The following is a 24,070-nucleotide window of genomic DNA, read 5'->3' on the forward strand; positions in this document are numbered from 1 at the left end:
GCTGGGATATGAATGAATAATAACTTTATTTTTTTTAGTGATAACGAATGTATTTAACAAAATTTATTATACAATTTTTAAAAATAATATAATAGTGCGTGATTTTGTTTAAATTAAAAAATTACAACAAAAAACATTTTAATTGTAATTTTTTTCATGACTTATAGAAATTACAATTATAAAAATTCGAAATAAATATTTACTTGAGTTGATTTTATTCCTATTAATTGTTTGTTATTCAGTGTTTTACATTTTTGAAATGTTAATTTTTATTAACATATTTGTCTTTCTAAAATTAAAATTTGTTAAATATGAATGTAAAATTACGCGTTATAACAACCGGAGTTTTGTTTTTTACGGGACAGTTTGTAATGGCTCAAAAAGCAAAAAATGATACTGTTACAAAAGAACATAAGATTGAAGAGGTTGTAATGGTCGGGTTCGGACAAAAGAAAACGGTACAAGAACTAACGGGAGCAGTTGGCACTATGAAAAGTGATGCTATTAAAGATGTTCCAGTAGCTTCAGTAGATAAAATGCTTCAAGGGAGGATTTCCGGTGTGCAAACTGGTAATGCATCTGGTCAGCCAGGTGGTTTTGCCTCAGTCCGTATAAGAGGTATTGCCTCTGTTAATGGAGGTGTTAATCCTATTTATATAGTTGATGGAATAAGAGTACAAAGTGGGGACCTTACTTCAGGTGCAACTACTGCAAATATCCTGGCGAATTTAAACAACGATGATATTGAAAGTATAACAGTACTAAAAGATGCTTCTTCAACGGCTGTATACGGGGCTGATGCTGGAGCTGGTGTAATTGTAATAACAACTAAATCAGGTAAAAAAGGTAAACCAAAAATCTCATTAAATTTTGAATCGGGAACAAATTCTAGGGCAATTTCGGGTTTAGAAGGCTTAAATACAGAACAGTATAGACATTTGTTGAATTATAGTATTGCGAATGCATACGGATTCGATCCTACCGAAGTATCAACAATGGCGAGTCAAGGAAGTTGGCCTACTGGAACATTCACTACCGGAACAATTGCTACATTAAAGAACATATACACAACAAATAATGATACTAATTGGAGAGATGTAACAACACGAAGTGGATATCAAAACTCAATTAATGCTTCAATTAGCGGAGGAAATGATAAGATTACCTATTATAATTCTGCAAATTATTTTTTACAAGAAAGTGAATTAAAAGGTTCTGATTTTAAACGATTAGGATTTACTTCAAAAGTTGATTATGAAGCATCTGATAGGCTGAAGATGGGTACAGATATTCAACTTTCATATAGTAGAATTAATACGTTGCCTAATGGTGGAGGTTTTGCCAATCCAATATTATTTGAACTCTTTGCTAGACCTACAGATCCTGCATATAATGCAGATGGCACATATTATTTAGGTACAGCAGGTAGGTTAAGTAATAACTTGTTCAATTCTGGATATACTCAGGAGAATAATTATTTTAGAGCATCTACAGCAAGAGTTTTCGGTAATATATATGGTGAATATAAAATACTTAAAAACTTGAGCTATAGAATGGTCTTCGGAGCCGAGTTAAATAATATAGAAAATGACACTTACTATAATCCAATCCATGGTGACGGATATCAAGTAAATGGTAGAAAAACTGAATCTACAGGAAGGTACTTTAACTGGAATTTCCAAAATATTATTAATTATAATTTTAAATTTGGCGAGAAGAACAGATTTAATATTTCAGCAATTCAGGAAGCTTATCAACGAAATTTTAGGTTTGTTGCAGGACAAGGTGTAAACGTTGGATCCCCTAATTTAGAAACACTATCAAACTTCATAAAGCCAATATATGCTAGGGGAGAAAGATCCAAAAGTTCTAGAAATGGATATGCTGCAATATTTAATTATGACTATGATAAACTAATACTAATTGATGCATCACTAAGAAAAGATGCATTGTCTAATTTTACTGAAGGTCAGAAATGGGGAACTTTCTATTCGGTAGGTGCAGGAATTGATTTAGCCAGACTTCAGTTTGTAAAAGATTGGAATGAAATCTCTCAGTTTAAATTAAGAGCTTCTTACGGAAAGGTTGGTAATACAATATCAAGTACTCCATATTCTTTATATGAATATACTTTAAATTACAATGATCTTCCTGCTGGAACAATGAAATATGTTTATAATCCCGATTTACATTGGGAAACCGTTAAGCCACTAAGTTTAGGTGTTGATTTGGGATTCTTTAAAAATAGACTGAAAGTCACAGCTGAATATTACAGTAAAAAAACTGAAGATTTAGTATTTAGCGTGCCGTTGCAGATATCTCAGGGGCTTCCAATTCCATCTGATAGTGATCAAACCTATCCATTTATGGATATTAATGTAGGATCACTTGTAAATAAAGGTTTCGAGTTTACTGTAAATTATGATATAATTAGAAAAGATGAGCTTACCCTTAGTATTGGAGGGAATTTAAGTACATTGAAAAACGAAATTACTTCTTTATATGGAGGACAGGATATCATTATAGGGTCAACAATATTAAAAGAAGGCGAAGGTATTGGTACATTCTATATGAGAAAATGGGCAGGTGTAGATCCTACTAATGGAGATCCGCTATGGTATAAAAATGGTGTTGATGGTGAAACCACAAATAAATATGCTGATGCAGATGTTGCGGTGCAGGGAAGAGCTTTTTCAAATCTATTTGGAGGTGTTAATATTAATACGTCTTATAAAAACTTTACTTTATCAGCGTTAGGAACATTCGGATTTGGAGGACAGGTACTTAATAATTGGGGTGCATATACACAATCAGATGGTCAGTACACTTATTCATACCCAGGATCTACTGATGCACTTGATTTTTGGACTCCTTCAAATCCTAATGCAGCTAATCCAAAACCTATTTATGGAAATGCAACCAGCTCAAACAGAACATCTACTAGATATTTAGCTAAAACCGATTATTTAAGATTAAGTAATATTAGAGTAGGTTATAGGTTTGATGCAAAAATGTTGAGAGGTACAGGAATGCAGGGCTTCGAAGTATATGTTCAAGGAAATAATATCTGGACTCACAGATATGACAAAAATCTAAGATTTGACCCGGAAAATAACTTAAATACAACAAACAACCTTAATTTGCCAGTGCAAAAAACTTACTCTATAGGGTTTAATATTCAATTTTAATAGGTGAAAAATGAAAAAAAATATTTTTAAATATACAATTTTAGCCATTTTATCGGCAACAGCATTAACGTCTTGCAGCGATGATTTTGTGGAATCAGAATTTTATCAGCAAGTTCAGCAAAGCCCTCTTAATACAATCGAAGAGTTAGAATCTTTTGTGAGAGGTCAATATACATCAATGAGAGTTACAGGCTATTACGGATGTGATTTTTTAATGATAGGAGAAGCAAGAAGTAATAATATGTATTCAGACTTTACGAATGGTGCAGGATATTATCAAAGTGTTTCCAGCTATTCTATGACTTCAAGTGATACATATGCTTCTAATCCATATATGCAAATGTATCAGGTAATTGCAAAAGCGAATATTGTTATTAATAATGTCCCTTCTCAACAATTAACATGGAAGTCTTCTCAGGATCCAGCAGTTATAGAAACTAGATTTAATTTTTTGAAAGGGCAATCTTACGCATCAAGGGCTCTTGCATTATTTGATTTGTTAAGATTGTTCGGACAAGAATATTCAGGAGGAACAAAAGGTGTTGTTATTCCAACAGTTTATAATCCAACATCACTACAGTCTCGTTCTTCTGTTGCTGAAACAAGAACTCAAATTGAATCAGACTTAGAAAAAGCACTAGTATTGATGGGGACTCCGAGTTCTAGTGTCCATACGAATAGAACTGAAATTAATCAGTATACAGTTAAAGCTTTAATGTCTAAATATTATTTGTATAAAGGAGATTATGCCAAAGTTAGAAGTTTGGTTGCTGAAATTGTTGCTTCAAATAGATATTCTGTAATTCCGGCTGCTGATTATGCAAGTAGTTTTACAAAAGCTAACTCAGCAGTAAATTCAATTTTAGAATTATCTATTGGATCAACTAATGATTTAGGAACAACTGCTGTATCTTATAAACTAAATATAGCTCCCAATGGATATGGAAATATGAAAGTACTTCCTGCTCTGAGGGCTTCTTATGCTGGAGATGATATAAGACTTTCAGGAATTTCAACGACCAATGTTCTTAATGGTAAGTATGTTAATACATTTGATAACATTCACCTGATCAGATATGAAGAAATATTACTAAATGGCGCGGAAGCAGAACTTAATGGAGGGTCTGCAGCAACAGCTTTATTTTATTATAATTTGATTCAGTCGAAACGTGGCAAGACTACAGGCTCATTACCCCTAGCAACTTCAATTACTTTAAATGATGTCTATCTTGAAAGACAAAAAGAATTGGTTGGTGAAGGTTTTGGATATTGGGACTTACTAAGAAGAGGACAATCAATTACTCAAAGGAACACAAGTGGTGTTACAGTTGGGACAAGAAACATTGGGGATAATTTATTAGCTTTTCCAATTCCTAGAAATGAATTAAATGTACCGGGAACAAAGGTTGATCCTAATCCGGGATATGGTAACTAATTTTAATTAATACATTCAATAGCAAATTTTAAGAGGATGTCTCAAAAGTCACCCCTCTCTTGAACTCCCTGTCTGACAACTTCTGTCATTTAAGGAATTCTCAGAGCGTTGGTTTACTTTTTGAGACAGCCTCTTTTTATTCAAGGTAATGTGGTTAAAAATATCAAATAATCTTAATTATTTTTTTCAAAAATCACTATTCTGCTCTTAGGTCTTAAAAAGCTGTGGCCAAGCAGAAACTTTACTCCCCTTTTTATCTACTCCCCATCTATGCTCTAGTTTGAAGAGTATGCATTTCAACAAGAATTTTTACGTTTTTTAATGCTCTATTTATCAAATAGCTATTATCTACAGGAGAAATAGGATCATGTAAAGCATGTGCTAATAGTATGAGCATTCACTTGCTTTTCTACAGAGAAAGCTGTCTCCTCTTGGGTTGGTGATTGAATTCCTAGAATACTTTTAAAGGAATTAATTTTATTATTGGGTGGTAACATTGAAATAACATGGTAAACAAGTTCTTCAAAATCTGATCTCGCAGATAAGGAATCTATTTTATCAATGGGCTTATAAAACTTTTTATCAAAAAGAGTAGAAGAGTAATACCTGCTAAATGCCCGTCTGCAGAAAATCCGAATACTCCAATTTTATGTTAATCTATTCCGTAATTTTGGGCTAGATTACGAATAACTCACATAGCATGGTGAGTATTTTCAAACTGGACTTGAGTGTTATATCAGTTTTCCTGTGGCAACTGCTAAATGAGTTTCCCCTTCATATTGTCACCAATTTGTAGTTTGAGTACTTTCTTTTCCAAATTCAAGGGTGGATATACTCGCCACCACTGATAACTAAAATTGCATTTTCAATGGTATTTAGCCTTTGAGCTACGATTGCTTCTTGCATATTGGATTGGTATAAATCGATTTGTTCTAAATTAATCTAAAGACTGAATTTTTGCCCTTAACTTGTTCATTGATCGATGTGCTGATAGGAAATAATAAAGCAGTAATGACAATAAACACTCTTATCATAATAAATGGATAAACTTATCCTATCCTTGATAAGATTCTACAAAAAAATGAAAATTTTGAAGTCCAGAAAATGATTTGAATGACAACAACAATCTACTCATTGAAAGTAGTCTTATCCTGATAACTTTTCGGTGTCACACCAACCAATTGTTTAAACACTCTCGTAAAATAATTAGTATCAGAAAAACCAGTCTGATAAGCAGTTTCTTTAATACTATTTTGATTTGCCAATAATTCTTTGGCTCTGTTTATTCTTTCCTGTAAAATAAATTCATTGGGTGAAGTCCCCAATTCGTCCTTAAACATTTTAAAGAAATTGGACTTGCTAACATAAGCTAACTTTGCAATACTGTCAATCGACAATTTCTGATGGAGATTTTTTTTAATATAATCGACTACAAAACCGATTCTTGACTTATTCTTAGCAATGTTTTTTTCAACCATACTCCTTGCCTGAGTTTGCATGAGTCTGATTAAAAGTTCTTTCAAAGCAAAATCAGCCATGATATCTTTTTGCGAATTATCATCCATCGCAATTCTCATAATGTTGTTGGTAGCGGAAGCAAGAGATTTATTATTAAAAAGGAAATACTCATCAAGCTGAATATTCCATCGTGAAGTTTCATCAGCTTTTGGTAAATGATAATTTAAATGATTTAAAGAGTTTTCAATAAATTCAGGATTCAGGCTTAAAGAAATACATTGTGAAGGAGTTTCATCGGCTTCAGGGAAATCAATGACCATCGTTTCTCCTGGAGCAACCAAAATACTTTCACCCGGAAAATAATCGAAGTAATTCGTCTTATTGTCCAGTTTCATATGTTTTTTGCCACGAAGCATGGCAGTAAAAGCGATGTTTTCAAAATGAAGCTTCACATTAAAGGCGGTCTTGTGAGTTTCGTAGATACTAAATTCACAATTGTTTAGATTGAATTTCGTCTGATTTTCAATTAAGTTTAAAAGCTGATTTTCCACCTTTAATTCAGGGGGATTTAATAAAAATTTATTATCATTCATTTCTAAACATTTTTTATTGCCTGTTCTATCAAATATAGAAATTAAAATGCTATGCAGTTGTTAATAAAACTATAAAATTAATCATCTGCACTATTTTGATGTTTTTTTGTAGGATTATGCTATACGTTTGTCTTAGGTAAGTGTAATTTGGTTGAACAGAAAAATTAAAATTATACTGATATGAGCACTATTACAGAACAACAATCAGGTACAACTTTACAGTGGCCTGAATTCAAAAGCAAATATGATAACTATGTTGACGGGAAATTTACGGCTCCTGTCAATGGTCAATATTTTGACGTAGTTTCTCCGATTGACGGAAAAAAATTCACTCAGGCAGCACATTCATCCAAAGAAGATTTAGAATTGGCTGTGAATGCGGCAGAAAAAGCATTCCAAACTTGGAAAGATACTTCTTCAACGCAAAGAAGCATTATTTTAAACAAAATTGCCGACAGGATCGAGCAAAATCTTGAATATTTAGCAACTGTTGAAACCATCGACAACGGTAAAGCGGTTAGAGAAACACTGGCGGCAGATTTACCTTTAGCAGTTGATCATTTCAGATATTTTGCTTCGGTGATCAGAGCAGAAGAAGGTTCTCACAACGAACTGGATAAAGATACGGTTTCATTGATCGTTCACGAACCTCTTGGAGTGATCGCTCAAATCATTCCATGGAATTTCCCTTTATTAATGGCTGTTTGGAAGCTTGCTCCGGCTTTAGCAGCAGGAAATTGTGTAGTTCTAAAACCGGCAGAAAGCACGCCAATTTCCATCATGGTTTTAATGGAGATCGTCGGAGATCTATTACCGAATGGAGTCGTAAATATCGTTAACGGTTTCGGAGCAGAATTGGGAAGAGCGTTGGTTACGAATCCAAAAGTAAACAAAGCAGCATTCACAGGTTCTACGGCAACAGGCCGTTTGGTAATGCAGTACGCAACAGAAAATATCATTCCTGTGACATTAGAATTGGGAGGGAAATCTCCAAACGTTTTCTTTAGCTCAGTAATGGATGCAGACGATGCGTTTTTAGATAAAGCGATCGAAGGAGCAGTTCTTTTTGCACTAAATCAGGGTGAAATTTGCACTTGTCCGTCAAGATTATTGGTTCAGGAAGACATTGCAGATGCATTCATAGCAAAAGTGATCGAAAGAGTAAAAGCGATTAAAGTAGGAAATCCTTTAGATAAAACAGTGATGATGGGAGCTCAGGCTTCTCAGATTCAAAAAGATAAAATCCTTTCTTACATCAAATTAGGAAAAGAAGAAGGTGCTGAGGTTCTTGTCGGAGGTGAAGTCAACAATGTAGGCGAAGGTCTTGAAAATGGATATTACATTCAGCCAACGATCTTCAAAGGAAACAATAGAATGAGAATTTTCCAGGAAGAAATTTTTGGGCCTGTCTTAGCGTTTACTACTTTCAAAGATGAAGAAGAAGGTATAAAAATCGCAAACGACACGATTTATGGACTTGGAGCAGGAGTCTGGACAAGAGATGCACATCAGTTATACAATGTTCCGCGCCAGATTCAGGCGGGTAGAGTTTGGGTGAATCAGTATCACTCTTACCCTGCTGGAGCACCTTTCGGAGGTTACAAGCAGTCAGGAATCGGTCGCGAGAACCACAAAATGATGTTGGATCACTACCGTCAGACCAAAAATATGTTGATTTCTTATAACAAAAACAAACTAGGTTTCTTTTAATTTTAAATATTAGGGCGTGTCCGTTTGCCTCAGCTTAGTCTGAGGCAAAACGGTCGGGCTATCCAGGGCTTCACTTCGTTTCGGTACTCCGCTTCGCTCCGCACCGGCTCATTCTTCGCCGCCCTTCCTATCCCTCACGCGAAAAAGTGCATTTATTTTTCACTTATCCCACATTTTCCGGATGAGCAGGATGTCTCATGAGCCTTGTCAAGGGTTTCAAGAAAAAGCAAAAAATCGAACTAAAAACTAACTCAAAAAAAATCAAAGTATGATCCCAAAAACAATGAAAGCCGCAGTTGTTCAAGGCTACGGACAACCGCTACAAATCCAGGAAGTTCCTGTAAAAGTTCCTGGAAGATATGAAGTCTTAGTAAAAGTAATTGCCTGTGGAGTTTGTCACACAGATTTACACGCTGTAGACGGTGACTGGCCTGCAAAACCCAAAATGCCATTAATTCCCGGACATGAAGGAGTAGGAATTGTTGTTGCTTGTGGGCCTGAAGCATACGTGAAAGAAGGAGATGCAGTAGGAGTTCCATGGTTGTATTCGGCTTGCGGATGCTGCGATTATTGTATAACGGGTTGGGAAACACTTTGTGAAGCCCAGAAAAACGGAGGTTATAGTGTGGATGGAGGTTTCGCAGAATATGTGATTGCAGATTCAAGATATGTTGGACATCTAAAATCGGATGTCAACTTTCTAGAAATTGCTCCGATTCTTTGCGCTGGAGTAACCGTTTATAAAGGCCTAAAAGAAACCGAAACAAAACCCGGAGAATGGGTTGCTATTTCAGGGATCGGAGGATTGGGACACGTTGCAGTTCAATATGCAAAAGCAATGGGAATGCATGTTGCAGCGATAGATATTTCTGATGATAAATTAGAACTGGCAAAAAAATTAGGAGCAGATTTAGTGGTCAATGCAAAAAACACAGATCCTGGAGAATATCTACATAAGGAAGTCGGCGGAATGCACGGCGCATTGATCACAGCTGTCTCTCCAATAGCTTTCAAACAGGGAATTGATGTTCTGAGAAGAAAAGGAACAATTGCCTTAAACGGACTTCCACCTGGTTCTTTTGAACTCCCGATTTTCGAAACGGTATTGAAAAGAATTACCGTAAGAGGTTCGATTGTCGGAACAAGAAAAGATCTTCAGGAAGCTCTTGATTTTGCGAATGAAGGATTGGTTAAAGCAACCGTAACGGCTGCAAAATTAGAAGATATCAACGAAGTTTTTGACAAAATGAAGGCCGGACAGATTGATGGCAGAATCGTTCTCGATATTGCCGGAAGTGCAAGTTAAATTATATTGAGTTTAAACAGTCCGGTAGAGTTTTTCTCCGGACTTTTCTTTAACTTTAGTTAATTCAATAAAATAAAAAAATGGAAACAAAAATATCCAGAGTATCCGTCACAGAAAAAGCGCTAGAAGTTATCTGGGAGTTAGAAAGAAAATATGGCGAACTCATGTTTTACCAAGCCGGAGGATGCTGTGAAGGAACCCAACCACAATGCTTTGAAAAAGGTGGATTCTATCCAAGAATGAACGATGCGATGATCGGAACCATCAACGGACACGAATTCTGGATCGATCGCGATTTATTCGAATACTGGAAATATTCCCATTTTACATTAGATGTTACAGACGGTTTCGGACCGGGGGGATTTTCTCTTGAAACACCTTTGGGAAAAACGTTTAAAGTAGAATATAAACTTTTTACGCCCGGAGAATTCGAAAACCTGGAACCTGTAAAACGTAGCGAATAATTATTTAAATATTTTATTGAAAAATCTGTGGTTAAAATCTCTCGCAGATTTTACAGATAACGCTGATGTTTGTGTGTAAATTATTGAAAAACATTCGTATAATTAGTGTTTAATCAAAAATCAGGTCTTCACAAACCGATTCACAAACATCGAAGCTACGACCTGTCCAACTGCATTTAAAACCGTTGCCAAAGGATCAACCAATGTTCCAATGATCATCACAGCAGGAATAGCTTCCTGAGGTAATTTATAAACAGAAATCATCAGCATTTCTCCAATATATCCGCCATTCGGAATTCCTCCCGCCACAATACTTACAAAGACGGTAATTCCTAATGCCAACAAAAGATTGGTTGGTTCAAAAAAATCTCTTCCGATAATTAAGAAGGCAACATAGATTTTAATAATCGAAGACATTGAAGAACCATTTTTATGCAAAGTCGTCCCAATCGGAATCACAAGATTCGCAATAGAACTCGGAATCCCAATTTTTGATGCTGCCTGTAAATTGGCGGGCATTGTAGCAAAACTACTGCAGGTACTTAAAGCGGTAAGAGTAGGGTAGATGGCGTTTTTCCAGAAGCTTTTCACTCCATTTTGTCCGTTTGCCATAAAAGCATACAGTGAAAAAAACACTAAGAAATAAACAATTCCTGCAATATAATATAAGCCTAAAGGTTTAGCGTAAAATCCGAAAAGCTGAGGGCCTAAAGTCGCGACCTGATAAGCAAAGTAAGCTCCCAAACCAATCGGTGCGATTTTCATGATCAGCAATAATAATTCTTTCATTACCTCATATCCGGAAGCAAGAAAAACTCTGAATGGTTGTCCTTGTTCTCCTGCTTTTCTGGCTGCAAATCCGGTCATGAAAGCAAAAATCAAAAGAGCCAGCATATTTTGCCTTGAAAAAAGCTGAGTAAATTCTCCAACAGTAAAGAAACCTACAATTCTATTTCCCCAGCTGTCCTTATTCGCTGCTTCTTCCACAATTTCTTTACTTCCCGAAACTCCGGAAACAGGGAATAGGTAAACAACACAAATGGTAAAAATAGCTGCTGTTAAAATAAAAAATAGAAAAGTGAAAACCATCGTGAGCATGATTTTTCCAAACTTCGACTGTTGTTCCAGGGAAGCAATCGAATTAGAAACTGCAAAAAATACCAACGGAACTACACTCACGAAAAGAAGATTAAGGAAAATATCTCCCAAAGGTTTTATATAATCAACAAAATTGGGAGCAATGATTCCGATAATGCTTCCAACAGTTATCCCGAGGAGTAAAAGTATAATTCCTGAGTAGTTTTTGAATACTTCTTTCATGCAGGTTTTTTATCAAAGATAGTTTTATTTTTAACATTCTGTAGTATTATTTTCAGGCATAAATTTGCTAAATTTGAGTAAATAATCGTTTTTATGGCTTATATAGATTACTATAAAATTTTAGGTGTAGATAAAAGCGCAACGCAGGATGATATTAAGAAAGCGTACCGAAAACAGGCAAGAAAACTCCATCCTGATCTTAATCCCAACGATAAAGAAGCGGAAAAAAAATTCAAGGAGCTGAATGAAGCCAATGAGGTTCTCAGTAATCCTGAAAATCGTACCAAGTATGATAAATACGGAGAAAACTGGAAACACGGCGAAGAATACGAAAAAGCCCGGCAACAGCAAAGACAGCAATCTCAAAGTCAGGGTGGAAATTATGGAGGTAGATTTTCAGGTGCTGATTTTGGAGAAGGTGAAGATTTTTCAGATTTTTTCCAAAGTATGTTTGGCGGAGAAGGAGGTGGCTTTGGAAGAAGCTCACGTGGTAGTGCTTCAGGGAAATTCAAAGGGCAGGATGTTCAGGCGGAATTGAATTTAAATCTAAAAGATGCCGCAACAACGCATCCTCAGACTTTTGATATTAATGGTAAGAAAGTAAGGATTACCATTCCTGCAGGTGTTTATGACGGACAGCAGATTAAGTTAAAAGGTCACGGAAATCCTGGAGCTAATGGTGGCCCGAGTGGAGATTTATATATCACTTTCAATATTCCGGCTGATGCTGATTTTGAAAGAATTGGTGATGATCTGAAAACAAAAGTTTCAATTGATTTGTATACTGCGCTTTTAGGAGGAGATGTAAAAGTGAATACATTGGACGGAAGTGTTAACCTTAAAGTAAAACCTGAAACGCAAAGCGGAACTACGGTGAGATTGAAAGGAAAAGGTTTTCCCGTTTATAAAAAAGAAGGCCAGTTTGGTGATTTGTTTGTGACTTATGAAGTAAAATTACCGACAAACCTTACCGAGAAGCAGAAAGAACTTTTTGAACAACTTAAAAATTCCTAGGCCATGAGTGAAAGAATATCGCGAGAAGAACTCGTAAAAATATACAATATTGAGATCACTTTTTTTGATGAATTGGTAGATTCCGGTTTGTTGAGTATTCAGACAGAGAATGAAATTCGTTATTTAATGTATGAAGATCTGCCGGTCTTTGAAAGATTTACCAATTGGCATTATGATCTGGAGATTAATCTTCCTGGCTTAGAAGTAATTCATGATATGCTTCATAAAATGGAAGATTTAAAACGTAAAAATCGTGAATTAATGAATAAACTTTCCGGAATAAGTTCTCAATATGAAGATATTTAATTTAGTTTTGTAAACTTTTAAAGCAAATTAAATATTTCTAGAAATGAACGGAGATAAAGTTATTAAGTTAAATGTAAACAGAAAGGATTTCGAAGAAATTTATTTCAGTGGTAATCAGGGAAATTTATTTTTTTCGGCAACGACCAGAGGAAAAACGGTTACCACGATTGTTACAGGACTTATTTTATTGATTCTCTTTTGTTTTAAAGGTGATTTAAGCAAAGAAAAGTTTGGGATTTTATATTTCGTAAGTTTTATATTTCTGCTTTGTACAGTTTATCTTTCTTTAAGCATCAACAAAGTTTCAAGATGGAAAAAGCAGGTTAACGGATATTTAAAATCACTGGAAGATTCTAAAATATATGAATTGAGATTTAATGATGAAACTTTCAACGTTAATCTTAATAATCAGGAAGAATTAAGTAAATGGGAAGATTTTAAGTATTTTGAATCAAATAACGAATTTATTTCTCTGGAAGGAAAATACAATTATATGTTTCCAAGAAAATCTATGAGCGAAAAAGATTACAGTTTACTGAAACAAGTATTTAAGAAAAATATCAGACAATAAAAAATCAGAGTAAATTTTACTCTGATTTTTTATTTTATATTGAAAATTGATTAATCTAACCAACCCATTTCTTTCATCCATTCGTCGTTGTAGATTTTTCCTACATATCTTGAACCGTGATCGTGAAGTAATACAACAATTACATCATCTTTCGTAAACTGATCTTTCATCTGAATCAAAGAAGCAATCGCGCTTCCCGCAGAATATCCGCAGAAAATTCCTTCTTCTTTTGCTAGTTTTCTCGCGTAGATTGCACCGTCTTTATCAGTAACTTTTTCAAAATGATCGATTACCGACATATCATAGTTTTCAGGAATGATGTCTTCACCAATTCCTTCTGTGATGTAAGTGTAAGCGTGATCATAATGCAATTCACCCGTCTCATGAAATTCCTTCAAAATAGAACCGTACGTATCAACTCCAATTACTTTAATGTTTGGATTTTTCTCTTTAAAGAAAGTTCCGCAACCTGTGACAGTACCTCCTGTTCCGGCTCCGGCTACAAAGTGAGTTAATTGTCCGTCTGTCTGTTCCCAGATTTCAGGCGCAGTAGACTCGTAATGAGCGGTTCTGTTGGATAAATTGTCGTATTGATTAACGTACCATCCGTTTTCTGTTTCAGTCGCCAATCTCTTAGAAACCGAGTAGTATGAACGTGGATCTGTAGGCTTAACGTCTGTAGGACAAACGATTACTTCAGCACCTACAGCACGAAGAATATCACATTTTTCTTTTGACTGTTTAGCGTTTGTTACAAAAATACATTTGTAACCTTTGATGATGGCAGCAAGAGCCAATCCCATCCCGGTATTTCCGGAAGTTCCTTCAATAATGGTTCCGCCGGGTTTTAGTCTCCCATCTTTTTCAGCATCTTCAATCATTTTCAGAGCCATTCTGTCTTTCACAGAATTACCGGGATTGAAGGTCTCAACCTTTGCCAAAACCAATGCCGGAAAATCTTCACCCAAAACCTTATTAAGCTTTACAAGTGGCGTATTTCCGATAGTTTCAAGGATGTTTTTTGCGTATTTCATAAATGTTTTTTATATGCGGTGCAAAGATACAGCTTTCATATAATTTACGATTATGATTTTGATATTATTAATAAGTGAATTGTCAACAGTGAATTATAAATTTAAGACAAACTGGAAAAATTGGCAATGAAATGAATTGCTTTTTCACCATTGACTATTTTTAGAAGCTATTTCCCGCTTTCCGCACTCGCTATTTTTTTGTTTTCGGCGGCGGCAAAGCCGCCGCCGAAAACAAAAAAATGAGCTCAAACAGATGCTCCAATCAGGGCTAGGATATTTGTCGCCGTCAGCACTATTTGTCTTTGCGAGGAGCGCAGCGACGAAGCAATCTCAACTTAAAACAGAGTTAAACTTAATAATATCCTTAAATCCTTAATTCAAACTTTAATGGTTCAAATTTTAAAATATTTAAAAACATTTCAGGGGTTAAATTAGCAAGAGATTGCTTCACCTTCGGTTCGCAATGACAGTGTAGATTAAAATTTTAATTATACTTAATCGCTTTAACAGGAGAAATTTTACTGATCAAATAACTAGGAATAATCAACGCCAACCCTGAAATGATCAAAATTCCAACTGAAATTGAAACAATAGCAATAGGATTTAAATCTACAGGAACAGTACTCACGTAATAATTCTCAGGATTTAATTTAATAATTCCAAAAAACTTTTGTAATAATATCAATCCAAGACCAATAATGTTTCCATATAAAAGTCCGGGAATCATAATGATCAAAGTGTAATTGATGAAAGTTGCTCTGATTTGAGAATTACTTGCTCCTAAAGTTTTAAGTAAACCAATAGAATTCGTTCTTTCAATGATCAAAATCAAAAGTACCATGATAATATTGATGACAACTACAACGAGCATAATGACTATGATCAGTGCAATATTGGTGTCGAAAATACTTATCCAGTCCGTAATTTGCGGAAATTTTTCTGTTGCTTTTTCTGCGTAGTTTTTGTAACCGATTAACTTTTCGATTTCAGGAAAATCACTGTCAATATCGTTTACGTTTTTCAGGAAAATATCAATTCCGCCTATTTCGTTGGGCTTCATATCCTGAATTTTTCTCACATGATTGATTCCGCCGATAACGAACTGTTCGTCAATCATTTTAATATCGGTTTTATAAATCCCGACTACTTCAAATTTTCTGTAAATAGGCTTCTGATCCGCTTTCGAAAATATAGTAACAATGCTGTCTTTAACCTTTAAATGAAGATCATTTGCTATTTTTTGAGAAATAGTAACGCCATTATTGTAGCCTACTTCTGTAATCTTTGGAGTGGTTCCTGCAACAAGGAATTTTTTGAATCTCAGACTGTCAAAATCTTTTCCTACTCCTTTAAATATAATTCCCGCAAAATTATGCTCGTTACGCATAATTCCTGTTACCATAGCGTATTTCTGAACGGTTTCTACATCAGGAATTTCTTTTATTTTAGGAATATCCAACCCCTGATTATCAAGGACGGAAGTATTGTAAGACGAGTTTGATCGTGTAGATTTTACGGTGATATGCCCACTGAAATCTGCCAGTCTTTCTTTAATCGCTTTTTTAGACCCGAAACCTGTGGAAACCGTAATCAGTGAAACGATAATTCCTAAAGCCACCGAAAGCCTGCCAATGAAGATGATAACCCTCGAAAGGTTATTTTTGTTATCTTTGGAAAACGCTATTTTTCTAGAGAAATATAAAGGAAATTTCAAGCTTATGAATTTAGATTTCAAAATTAAAAATTTACTTCTGATTTGCCTAATTTTTTTAGGAGTATTCAATCAGTATTATTCTCAAACGGGTCATATTGGTAGTTTTAAAACCGGTGCAGACCGTCCTGAAGTATATTTACCATTGTTAAAAGGAAAAACAATCGGGATTGTGACCAACCAAACAGGTTTGATGAATGACAAGACTCATTTGGTAGATTTTTTAGTTAAAAATAATATTAAAATAAAATCAATTTTTGCTCCGGAACATGGTTTCAGAGGCGATGCGGATGCTGGAGAAAAAGTGAAAAACGGTGTAGACGTAAAAACGGGAATTCCGATCGTTTCTTTATACGGAAATAATAAAAAACCAAGGCCCGAGCAATTGAAAGGACTTGATATTGTAATTTTTGATATTCAGGATGTTGGAGCTAGGTTTTACACTTATATTTCTACGTTAACGTATTTAATGGAAGCCGGAGCGGAAAATAATGTGGAGATCATGGTTTTAGATAGACCAAATCCTCATGATGGTTACACGGACGGACCTGTTTTAAAGAAAAAATGGATGAGTTTTGTGGGAATGCATGAAATTCCTGTGGTTTACGGATTGACAATTGGAGAATACGGAAAAATGGTTAACGGTGAAAAGTGGCTGAAAAATGGAGTTCAGGCAAAATATACTTTGATCCAGATGCAAAATTATCATAAGAAACTGCGTTATCCAATTTTAGATAAACCATCTCCGAATTTACCGAATGATAAATCAATCAATTTATATCCGAGTTTATGTTTTTTTGAGGGAACTCAGGTTTCTGCAGGAAGAGGAACAGATTTACCTTTTCAGGTTTATGGTTCTCCATGGACAAAAGATCTGCCTTATAAGTTTACTCCAAAACCCAACTTTGGTGCAAAAGATCCCTTCTTAAACGGTAAATTATGTTACGGTGAAAATCTTTCGAATTATCCTACAGATTTAAGAGAATTAAATCTTGAATGGGTAATTAAAGCGTATAAAAACTATAAAAATTCTGATCAGGACTTTTTCCTTAAAAATTTATGGTTTGATACTTTAGCCGGAACCGATGAGTTGAGAAAACAAATCATCGCCGGAAAATCTATCAAAGAAATTAAAAATTCCTGGAAGGCAGATTTAGATAAATTCGAGAAAATAAGAACGAAATACGTTGTTTACGAAAACTGATGAAAAAGTGAATTGTCAATGGTCAATTTGGCTATGCCAGTCAATTTTAAGATTCACAAGCGCAAAGCGAATTCACTATTGACAATTCATATTCTGACTAATCAAAATCCGGCGGCGGAGTTTTATCATCTTTACCTTTATTCAAGATAAAAAGTCCGATCGTTAAACCGATAACTCCTGCACCTGCTATCATTAAAGCACTTTGTAATTTATCAGCCTGATCATTTCCGATGAAATTCATTAAAAAAAGAATAACAAAAGTGATGGCTGATATTATAATATGGTTTCTTCCGAAAAGTTTCATTGTATTATTTTAATTTATAAGAGATCATGATTCCCCCTCTGTACGGGATGATTTCACCGCTTTTGTTCCATCCTTCTGCTCCTTCATATCTTACAAAACCATCAGGCGGAATATTTTCGTATCCGTGATAGAAGCCTTGAGAAGTTCCTCCTCCTGCAAAAATATCAATATTCCATCTTTCCTTCCATTGAAATTGATAGCCAACTGTGGCGCCTAGCATTATATTAAATCCACGTTGAAATTTTTCTGATCCGCTGTAATTCCACTTAGTAAGATCAAATACTCCTAACCCTGCATTCACTCCTAAATACCAATGTTTAAAAGCTTCCTGAAAATAATATCTTCCTTCAAGATGCCCCATATAAACCTGAGCGTGTCTTCCTGCAAAAGATTTCCACGGAGAAACAAAAACATCACCTTGTAAGGTATATTTATGGCTTAACTGATATTCTAAGCCTACATTCAGCATTCCAACAGGAAGAAATAGGGCATTTCCTTTTATGTATAAGCTTTTTTCGCTTTCCTGCTCCTGAGCGCTTAGAGCTCCTAATAAAAATAAGGTTAGGAATCCTGTAAGAAATTTAATTTTCAACATTTGTTATTTTATTTGTTTTAATAACCCTTCTGCCAGAGTAGAATCTTTTTGAGACTGAGATGCTATATTTTTTGCCATTTCAGCATAGGTTTTTGCCATTTCATTATTTCCCGTCAAGAAATAAAGTCTTGCCAAAATATAAGTATTTTCTGATGTTTCACCTCTCATTACAGATTTTTCTGCCCATTCAAGAGCTTTCTTTAATGATGATGGAGTTTTCACATGTTCAGAAAAAATCCATGCTGTTTTTAGTAGTTCGTTTGGTTCAAAAGAATCAGAATTTTTATAATATTCTAGCGCTGTTTTTTCGTATTCAGGAAAATTCGCGTTTTGTTCGTAATAACTTAATTTTGTTTGATTAAGCTTAGTCTGAGCATCAATTTTTCCTATCAAAGGCTCTGCTATTTTCATGAAATACTCGTCGTTGATCTTTTTATTTTTATCATCAATAGATTGCTCAACAACTTTTGCCAGTTTTAACTGATTATCAAATTCTTTGTAAGTTTCCTCGGGTAAAAATTTAATGATTTCTGCTTTTTTCGAACTGAAAATTTTATAATTTAAATCTTCGGTAGACTTTAAAAAGAAGAATAAAAATCCGATATCGTCTTTTGAAAGTTCGTCGGTTTTCTTTTTATTTTCAAAATATCTTTCAGAGGCTTTTTTGGCGAAATCAAAATCGGTTGTTGAATTTAATTTCATGATATTGATTAAAAATTCAGGATCTTTTTCCCCTTGTGCAAAACGTTCTTTTAGAGAACCTTTCTTGTTATTTGGAGAGTTAACTTCTTTGGCCATAGACAAGAAAAGACTTTCTTCCATATAACCGAGATTTTGAGAAACCAATTCTCCGTCACCGTTTAAGAACAGATAAGTCGGGTAAGAACGGACTCCGTATTTTGCAGCGATCTCTCTTCCCTCACCTTTCTCCATATCAAATCTTGCATTCACAAAACTGGAGTTGAAATAATCTCCGACAGACTTTTGAGTAAATATATTTTTCTCCATCATTTTACACGGGCCACACCAAGAAGCGTAAGCGTCAATAAAAACAATCTTGTTTTCTTTTTTTGCCTTGGCAATAAGATCTTTAAACGGTAACTCCTGAAACTGTATTGCTTCCTGAGCAAATATTATGATGGTAGAGAATATAAATAATCCAGAGATGATCTTCTTCATGTTTGATTTAAAATTAAAAAAGCGAATATACTTATTTTCAATGTAAATGGAAGATGAATAATATTGAAAGTATGATTTGTTTTTATATATTAAAATAATAACTGAGGTATAAAATGTTATAAGATTTTAATGAAAATATAAGAAATGAACGGTTATTTTTCTTTTATTTACAATGATTGATTTTTTATTCTTTATTGATTAAAATTCAGGCATAATTAAAAAACCGCCTTTGGGAGAGGCGGCTTAAGGATTGTGAAAAAATGTTAAAGAAGCTATTTTTTGATAACTTTTTTAATTATTGTTGGTGTATTTGGCTGATCAATTTTCAGAAGATAAACTCCTTTCGTTAAACCGGAAATATCTATACTTGATTTGTTTTCTGAAGTTAAAACCAACTGTCCTGCTGCGCTGTAGATCGTTACTTTAAACTTCGTATAATTTTTACCTGATTTAATATTGATCACGTCCTGAGCCGGATTCGGATAAATACTGATATCATCTTTTATAATACCCGGATTTGAAGTTCCTAAGTTTGTGAAAGAAATAACATCTTTTAAAATTCCTAAAGAATAAGTCGTTAAATATATCTCAACAGTTGTAGCGTCTACAAAACGGGCTGTACCGTCTATAACCACTGTGCTGAAATAGTTTGAAGCCGTTTTTTCCTGCCAGCTTGTTCCTCCATTGTTGGTATAAATTACCTTTGGAGGAGTCGATAAATACGTGTTGGTAATTCCTATGATCTGTCCGTTTTGTTTTGTTGAGTGTTCAACTTTATTTACCATTCCGTCGTGGATCTTAGACCATGTATTTCCTGCATCAATTGAAGTGTAGATGCCATTTGAAGCGGCCATTGTGTACTGACTTGCATTTAATGGATTCTGAACTAAACTTAAAGCAATATTCGGAAGTATTAAGCCTTGTAAGCCTGCCGTAATTTCCGTCCATGAGGTTCCGCTGTTTGTTGTTTTAAACAATCTGTTACCAACAGTTACCAATACTTCATTGGAGTTGTTTTGATTTACTTTAATTCCATAAATATAATCTTCGTTGTAAGGTAAAGTGATGATGTTATTTACCGGATTTCCTATATTTGTAAGGTCAGATTTTATCAAAGTTGCATTGACACCATTGAAAGTTGCGATCCAGGCAATATTTTTATTGGACGGATCTGTTTCCGCAGCAGTAAAACCTAAGTCAAGAGTGTTGTAAAAAGGAGTTACTGTAGCTCCATAATCATCACTTACATTGATGTTATTTGATTTATAGGTGTAGACTCTTCCTGCATGCTTTTTGTCGATGAACATTAAGCCAATTTTTCCGCCCAGCGGGGTTTGGTTAAGAGGCATTACGTTGATTGGCGTTTCCTGATTGTTGGTAAGGTTTTTCACGGTATAGCCATATTGTACTCCGTACATTAACTTATCAGTACCGTTGTCATTAATTATATTTATTTTTCCCATTCCATTAAAAAAAGGATTTGCAATGGAAGTAAGCGTTACCCCTCCGTCTGAAGAGAATTTTGGAAAAAGGTTGTTAGAAATAATAACATTATTTAAGTTATTAGGATCAAATGAAGCATCAATTCCATAAAAATAAGAACTTCCGTCTGTTGAACCTGCATGCGGAGTGGTTGTCCAGGTGATTCCGTCATCTGTTGTTACTACAACTCTGTCGTCAGCTAAAACAACTACGTGACCCGGTTTGTAAGGATTTATTTCAATTTTCGGAACATTTTTTGCGCCAAAATTACTGGTAGACCATATAATACCTGTTTGTTCTGTCCACGTATTTCCTGCATCTGTCGATTTGTAAACCGCCTCATGCTGGGCTGGAAACCCCCAAGTAATACCACTCCCTACGTACATAATATCCGGATTAACAGGATTGATGGCGATTGACTGTAGAATAAGTCCGTTAAGTTTTTCTGTCCAAGTTGCCCCTGCATCTGTTGATTTTAGTAAACCTCCATCTACATTTCCGGGACCTCCGTTACGAACAATATAAAGTTTTTGAGGGTCTGTAGGATCCATGATAGCGTCGTTTAAAAAAACGTTTTCATAATTTGCAGCATCAAAAACCTTCGTCCAGGTAGTTCCGCCGTTGGTAGTTTTGAAAAACTTATCATTGTCTCCTTTTGTGAACATAGTCGCGGTGTCCATGTTACCGTTATCAAGAATAGAATAATTGCTAATGCTTCCAATAGTTTCGTTGGGAGGTATATTGTATTCTTTTAAAACACTTAAAGATTGTAGATCTAATAGGATCACCTTGTTAAGTGAGCTCCCGAGACCAAAATATTGGATAAAACTTAGTGCTGTACCATTATTCGTAAGTCTCATTTGCGAAATATTTGGCACAGATTGCGGATAGGGGAGAGTGTATAAGACATTCCAGCTTGTTCCACTGTCGTTGGAGACCATAATGTGCTTATCAATATAAGTCGTTGCGTAAATTTTGTTGGGAACAGTTTTGTCGTAAACAAAATTTCGTAACTGTCCATATTCCGGATTTCCTGCAAAGCTTACCTGCGCATAGGTAAATTGCAGAATCAGAATAAAAAATAGGATAAATGCTTTTTTCTTCATAATAACTGTCTATTGATTAATAGACACAAATCTATTGTTTGAAAAAAAAAATAAGCTAAATCCCGAGGGAAATAGTAAGACGGGAACTAGAAAAAATGTGACTCCTTTATTTAAATATTTGATAAATAGCTATATAGGTCGTTTGAGTTGATGAGGTTTAATTTCTTAGAAACTCTTTCTTTTCTTTTTCGGCAGGCTTCAATGGTGATATTGAAGATGGAAGAAATTTCTTTGGTTGATAGATTCATATAAATGTAACTGATATATCGGATATCATTCAAAGTAAGATTGGGGTGTTTCTCTTTTAAGTTGTCGATAAACTTGCTGTTGATCTTTTCGAAGTGGATTAAAAAATCATCGTCATTACTATCTTCTTTGGTAAGAATTAATTTTAACTGATCCAATTGTTGAGAAAGCTGATCATTTTTAATGATCTCAGGATTCTTTTTCAGTTTAAGAATATATTCCTCAATTTTATCATTTCTTTGAGCAATATGGATAGCATTTACAGCTAATTTCCGGTTTCTGCTTTCCAGTTCGTTTTTGAGTTTTTCTTTTTCCAGAAGAGCTTCGGTTTCCTTTTCTTTGATCTGTTGTTCGAGTAAAAGGTTATCGTTTTCTTTATTTTTTAATTCTAATGTGATGATTTGTTGGTTTCGCTCGGCAATGGTTCTTTTTTGTTGGTTTTTTAAATAAAGTGTTCTGAACAGCCAGCTTAATAGAGCCAAAAGCGAAATACAAAATGCTGCAATGTAAAATTTTAACCTTTTTTCGCTTTTAAGTTCCTTTTGAGAGTCCTGAAGTTTTATTTTGATTTCACTGTTTTGGTACATCGCCTGATTCTTGGTAGCACTTAGTGAATCTTTTACGGTAATTATTGAGTCTTTATATTGTAGAGCTTTGTTATAATCCCCCATACTGAAATAAAGGCTCGAAAACTGATTATAAATATCTTTTTCATTACTGTAATTTAGATTCTCTTCCTGGGATTTTTCTACATAATAAAGAGCTTTATCGTTTTGTTTCTTACCTTGATGAGCTTTAGAAAGGATCAACAAAGCTGAAATTCTGTGATCTATGGATTCTTTATCTTTTAGTTTATTTAATAAAGGTTTAAGAATAATAAAAACGTTATCATACTCTTTTCTTTCCAGAAAATTTTTGGCTTCCACGATATCCAGATCTGTATTAAACCTTGTGTTGTTTTTTTTAGTCAAAGCAGCCCTGGCAATTTTCACATATTCTAAAGCGCGGTCTAGTTGATGGGTGATATTGTAAAGATCTGCTAAGTTGGCGGCATATATAGCAATCCCAATATAATCCTTATTCAATGTAGCTAAGTCGTAGGCTCTTTTCTGATGTTTTTCAGATTCTTTATATTTTCCCTGTTGTAGGTAAACGAGGGCGATGTTGTTTAAAACGGTCATTTCACGGTCGCTCTTCAAATATTTTACAGCAATGGAGTAGGCTTCTAAATAAGAATCTAAAGCTGTACTGTAGTCGGACATTTGATAATAATTAAGTCCAATACAGTTTGTAGTGATGAATTGCTGTTGGTACAAACTATTTTGTTCGGCAATTTTTTGGGCTTCGGCAAAAATTTCTAAAGAGGTAGAATGATCTTTTTTATATAGAGCATCAATTCCTTGTTTTATTAAAGCATCGCAATGTTCTGCAGAGTCATTTTTTTTGGCAAGAATATGACCTGATGATAAAATAAACAAGAATAACAAAATAAGATGCTTCATCGTAAATGTGTACCTAAAAGTAATTTAATTAATGTATAAATCCCAATTTGCAATTAAAATTACGCAAAAACGGATCAATCTCAAAAGTTGGGGAGGAAAAAAATATTGCTAATTTTGTGGAATGTTAAACGATGCCGAACTCCTCAAATTATTTTTACCTGAACTCTTGATTGAGCATTTTGAGATTGTAAAATTTGAGGAAGAAAATAAAATCCTCCACATCTATTTTGACGAGAAAAATACAGCTCCGAAAGAGTTTTCGTCTCTGTTATTGCAGTCAAAAGGTTTTGTTCCGGAAATTAGCGTTGACGATTTTCCTCTTCGTGGAAAAACAGTAAAACT

Annotated in this window: 19 protein-coding genes; 10 read left to right on the forward strand and 9 right to left on the reverse strand. The window is 34.6% G+C overall.

What is annotated here, in order from left to right:
- Positions 1-311 precede the first annotated feature (311 nt).
- The gene (locus BT156_RS06550) at positions 312-3,188 is read left to right on the forward strand and encodes a SusC/RagA family TonB-linked outer membrane protein (protein ID WP_072408352.1); all 2,877 of its coding nucleotides are present in this window, start codon (positions 312-314) and stop codon (positions 3,186-3,188) included.
- A gap of 10 nt (positions 3,189-3,198) precedes the next feature.
- On the forward strand, positions 3,199-4,623 hold the full coding sequence (locus tag BT156_RS06555; RefSeq protein ID WP_072408354.1) for a RagB/SusD family nutrient uptake outer membrane protein: 1,425 nt from the start codon (positions 3,199-3,201) through the stop codon (positions 4,621-4,623).
- Between the two features lie 1,127 nt (positions 4,624-5,750).
- Here the strand turns inward: BT156_RS06555 and BT156_RS06560 are convergent.
- Positions 5,751-6,674 (reverse strand): AraC family transcriptional regulator, encoded by a 924-nt coding sequence (locus tag BT156_RS06560; protein WP_072408356.1) that lies wholly within the window; start codon positions 6,672-6,674, stop codon positions 5,751-5,753.
- A 180-nt stretch (positions 6,675-6,854) separates the two neighbouring features.
- Between BT156_RS06560 and BT156_RS06565 the strand changes: the two genes are divergently transcribed.
- From BT156_RS06565 to BT156_RS06575, 3 genes are all read left to right on the forward strand, one after another.
- Entirely contained in the window at positions 6,855-8,384 is a 1,530-nt protein-coding gene (locus BT156_RS06565) for an aldehyde dehydrogenase family protein (RefSeq protein ID WP_072408358.1), read from the forward strand.
- Positions 8,385-8,652: 268 nt separating this feature from the next.
- Entirely contained in the window at positions 8,653-9,690 is a 1,038-nt protein-coding gene (gene adhP, locus BT156_RS06570; protein WP_072408360.1) for an alcohol dehydrogenase AdhP, read from the forward strand.
- An 80-nt stretch (positions 9,691-9,770) separates the two neighbouring features.
- Complete coding sequence (locus tag BT156_RS06575) at positions 9,771-10,154, forward strand: DUF779 domain-containing protein (RefSeq protein WP_072408362.1); 384 nt, start codon at positions 9,771-9,773, stop codon at positions 10,152-10,154.
- 120 nt (positions 10,155-10,274) lie between these two features.
- Here the strand turns inward: BT156_RS06575 and BT156_RS06580 are convergent, their stop codons facing one another.
- The gene (locus tag BT156_RS06580) at positions 10,275-11,474 is read right to left on the reverse strand and encodes a dicarboxylate/amino acid:cation symporter (protein ID WP_072408364.1); all 1,200 of its coding nucleotides are present in this window, start codon (positions 11,472-11,474) and stop codon (positions 10,275-10,277) included.
- Between the two features lie 93 nt (positions 11,475-11,567).
- On the opposite strand from BT156_RS06580, the gene BT156_RS06585 reads away from it, so the two are divergent.
- Genes BT156_RS06585 through BT156_RS06595 form a run of 3 tightly spaced genes read left to right on the forward strand, consistent with a single transcriptional unit; the run spans position 11,568 to position 13,365 of the window.
- Positions 11,568-12,488 carry a DnaJ C-terminal domain-containing protein gene (locus tag BT156_RS06585; protein WP_072408366.1) on the forward strand — a complete coding sequence of 307 codons (921 nt, stop codon included), beginning with the start codon at positions 11,568-11,570 and terminating at the stop codon, positions 12,486-12,488.
- A gap of 3 nt (positions 12,489-12,491) precedes the next feature.
- A complete protein-coding gene (locus tag BT156_RS06590) occupies positions 12,492-12,794 on the forward strand; it encodes a chaperone modulator CbpM (RefSeq protein ID WP_072408368.1) in 303 nt (100 codons plus the stop codon).
- A 43-nt stretch (positions 12,795-12,837) separates the two neighbouring features.
- On the forward strand, positions 12,838-13,365 hold the full coding sequence (locus BT156_RS06595) for a hypothetical protein (protein ID WP_072408370.1): 528 nt from the start codon (positions 12,838-12,840) through the stop codon (positions 13,363-13,365).
- Between the two features lie 50 nt (positions 13,366-13,415).
- Here the strand turns inward: BT156_RS06595 and BT156_RS06600 are convergent, their stop codons facing one another.
- Positions 13,416-14,399 carry a PLP-dependent cysteine synthase family protein gene (locus tag BT156_RS06600; protein WP_072408372.1) on the reverse strand — a complete coding sequence of 328 codons (984 nt, stop codon included), beginning with the start codon at positions 14,397-14,399 and terminating at the stop codon, positions 13,416-13,418.
- Between the two features lie 484 nt (positions 14,400-14,883).
- Positions 14,884-16,113 carry an ABC transporter permease gene (locus BT156_RS06605; RefSeq protein ID WP_072408374.1) on the reverse strand — a complete coding sequence of 410 codons (1,230 nt, stop codon included), beginning with the start codon at positions 16,111-16,113 and terminating at the stop codon, positions 14,884-14,886.
- A gap of 4 nt (positions 16,114-16,117) precedes the next feature.
- Here BT156_RS06605 and BT156_RS06610 point away from each other — a divergent pair, with 4 nt between their 5' ends.
- On the forward strand, positions 16,118-17,314 hold the full coding sequence (locus tag BT156_RS06610; RefSeq protein ID WP_072408431.1) for an exo-beta-N-acetylmuramidase NamZ family protein: 1,197 nt from the start codon (positions 16,118-16,120) through the stop codon (positions 17,312-17,314).
- A gap of 97 nt (positions 17,315-17,411) precedes the next feature.
- Here the strand turns inward: BT156_RS06610 and BT156_RS06615 are convergent, their stop codons facing one another.
- The 5 genes from BT156_RS06615 to BT156_RS06635 all read right to left on the reverse strand — a co-directional run bounded on the left by BT156_RS06615 (position 17,412) and on the right by BT156_RS06635 (position 23,728).
- Positions 17,412-17,618, reverse strand: a complete 207-nt coding sequence (locus BT156_RS06615) for a hypothetical protein (RefSeq protein ID WP_066756071.1) — start codon at positions 17,616-17,618, stop codon at positions 17,412-17,414.
- 4 nt (positions 17,619-17,622) lie between these two features.
- Positions 17,623-18,213, reverse strand: coding sequence for a DUF3575 domain-containing protein (locus BT156_RS06620; protein WP_072408375.1), 591 nt, complete (start codon positions 18,211-18,213; stop codon positions 17,623-17,625).
- 3 nt (positions 18,214-18,216) lie between these two features.
- A complete protein-coding gene (locus tag BT156_RS06625; RefSeq protein ID WP_072408377.1) occupies positions 18,217-19,392 on the reverse strand; it encodes a thioredoxin fold domain-containing protein in 1,176 nt (391 codons plus the stop codon).
- A gap of 272 nt (positions 19,393-19,664) precedes the next feature.
- A complete protein-coding gene (locus tag BT156_RS06630; protein WP_072408379.1) occupies positions 19,665-21,980 on the reverse strand; it encodes a T9SS type A sorting domain-containing protein in 2,316 nt (771 codons plus the stop codon).
- 110 nt (positions 21,981-22,090) lie between these two features.
- Positions 22,091-23,728 carry a tetratricopeptide repeat protein gene (locus BT156_RS06635; RefSeq protein WP_072408381.1) on the reverse strand — a complete coding sequence of 546 codons (1,638 nt, stop codon included), beginning with the start codon at positions 23,726-23,728 and terminating at the stop codon, positions 22,091-22,093.
- A 121-nt stretch (positions 23,729-23,849) separates the two neighbouring features.
- On the opposite strand from BT156_RS06635, the gene BT156_RS06640 reads away from it, so the two are divergent.
- The coding region (locus BT156_RS06640) for an ISAon1 family transposase N-terminal region protein (RefSeq protein WP_449384798.1) at positions 23,850-24,070 on the forward strand (221 nt) is incomplete at its 3' end.

The sequence above is a fragment of the Chryseobacterium limigenitum genome, from assembly GCF_900114875.1.
Lineage (GTDB): Bacteria > Bacteroidota > Bacteroidia > Flavobacteriales > Weeksellaceae > Chryseobacterium > Chryseobacterium limigenitum.

What these genes read in the sequence shown, in the direction of transcription:
- BT156_RS06615 (WP_066756071.1), bottom strand. Translation starts at nt 17,618, where the DNA reads ATGAAACTTTTCGGAAGAAACCATATTATAATATCAGCCATCACTTTT.
- BT156_RS06590 (WP_072408368.1), top strand. Translation starts at nt 12,492, where the DNA reads ATGAGTGAAAGAATATCGCGAGAAGAACTCGTAAAAATATACAATATT.
- BT156_RS06600 (WP_072408372.1), bottom strand. Translation starts at nt 14,399, where the DNA reads ATGAAATACGCAAAAAACATCCTTGAAACTATCGGAAATACGCCACTT.
- BT156_RS06565 (WP_072408358.1), top strand. Translation starts at nt 6,855, where the DNA reads ATGAGCACTATTACAGAACAACAATCAGGTACAACTTTACAGTGGCCT.
- BT156_RS06610 (WP_072408431.1), top strand. Translation starts at nt 16,118, where the DNA reads ATGAATTTAGATTTCAAAATTAAAAATTTACTTCTGATTTGCCTAATT.
- BT156_RS06575 (WP_072408362.1), top strand. Translation starts at nt 9,771, where the DNA reads ATGGAAACAAAAATATCCAGAGTATCCGTCACAGAAAAAGCGCTAGAA.
- BT156_RS06635 (WP_072408381.1), bottom strand. Translation starts at nt 23,728, where the DNA reads ATGAAGCATCTTATTTTGTTATTCTTGTTTATTTTATCATCAGGTCAT.
- BT156_RS06630 (WP_072408379.1), bottom strand. Translation starts at nt 21,980, where the DNA reads ATGAAGAAAAAAGCATTTATCCTATTTTTTATTCTGATTCTGCAATTT.
- BT156_RS06550 (WP_072408352.1), top strand. Translation starts at nt 312, where the DNA reads ATGAATGTAAAATTACGCGTTATAACAACCGGAGTTTTGTTTTTTACG.
- BT156_RS06555 (WP_072408354.1), top strand. Translation starts at nt 3,199, where the DNA reads ATGAAAAAAAATATTTTTAAATATACAATTTTAGCCATTTTATCGGCA.
- BT156_RS06585 (WP_072408366.1), top strand. Translation starts at nt 11,568, where the DNA reads ATGGCTTATATAGATTACTATAAAATTTTAGGTGTAGATAAAAGCGCA.
- adhP (WP_072408360.1), top strand. Translation starts at nt 8,653, where the DNA reads ATGATCCCAAAAACAATGAAAGCCGCAGTTGTTCAAGGCTACGGACAA.
- BT156_RS06595 (WP_072408370.1), top strand. Translation starts at nt 12,838, where the DNA reads ATGAACGGAGATAAAGTTATTAAGTTAAATGTAAACAGAAAGGATTTC.
- BT156_RS06560 (WP_072408356.1), bottom strand. Translation starts at nt 6,674, where the DNA reads ATGAATGATAATAAATTTTTATTAAATCCCCCTGAATTAAAGGTGGAA.
- BT156_RS06620 (WP_072408375.1), bottom strand. Translation starts at nt 18,213, where the DNA reads ATGTTGAAAATTAAATTTCTTACAGGATTCCTAACCTTATTTTTATTA.
- BT156_RS06580 (WP_072408364.1), bottom strand. Translation starts at nt 11,474, where the DNA reads ATGAAAGAAGTATTCAAAAACTACTCAGGAATTATACTTTTACTCCTC.
- BT156_RS06625 (WP_072408377.1), bottom strand. Translation starts at nt 19,392, where the DNA reads ATGAAGAAGATCATCTCTGGATTATTTATATTCTCTACCATCATAATA.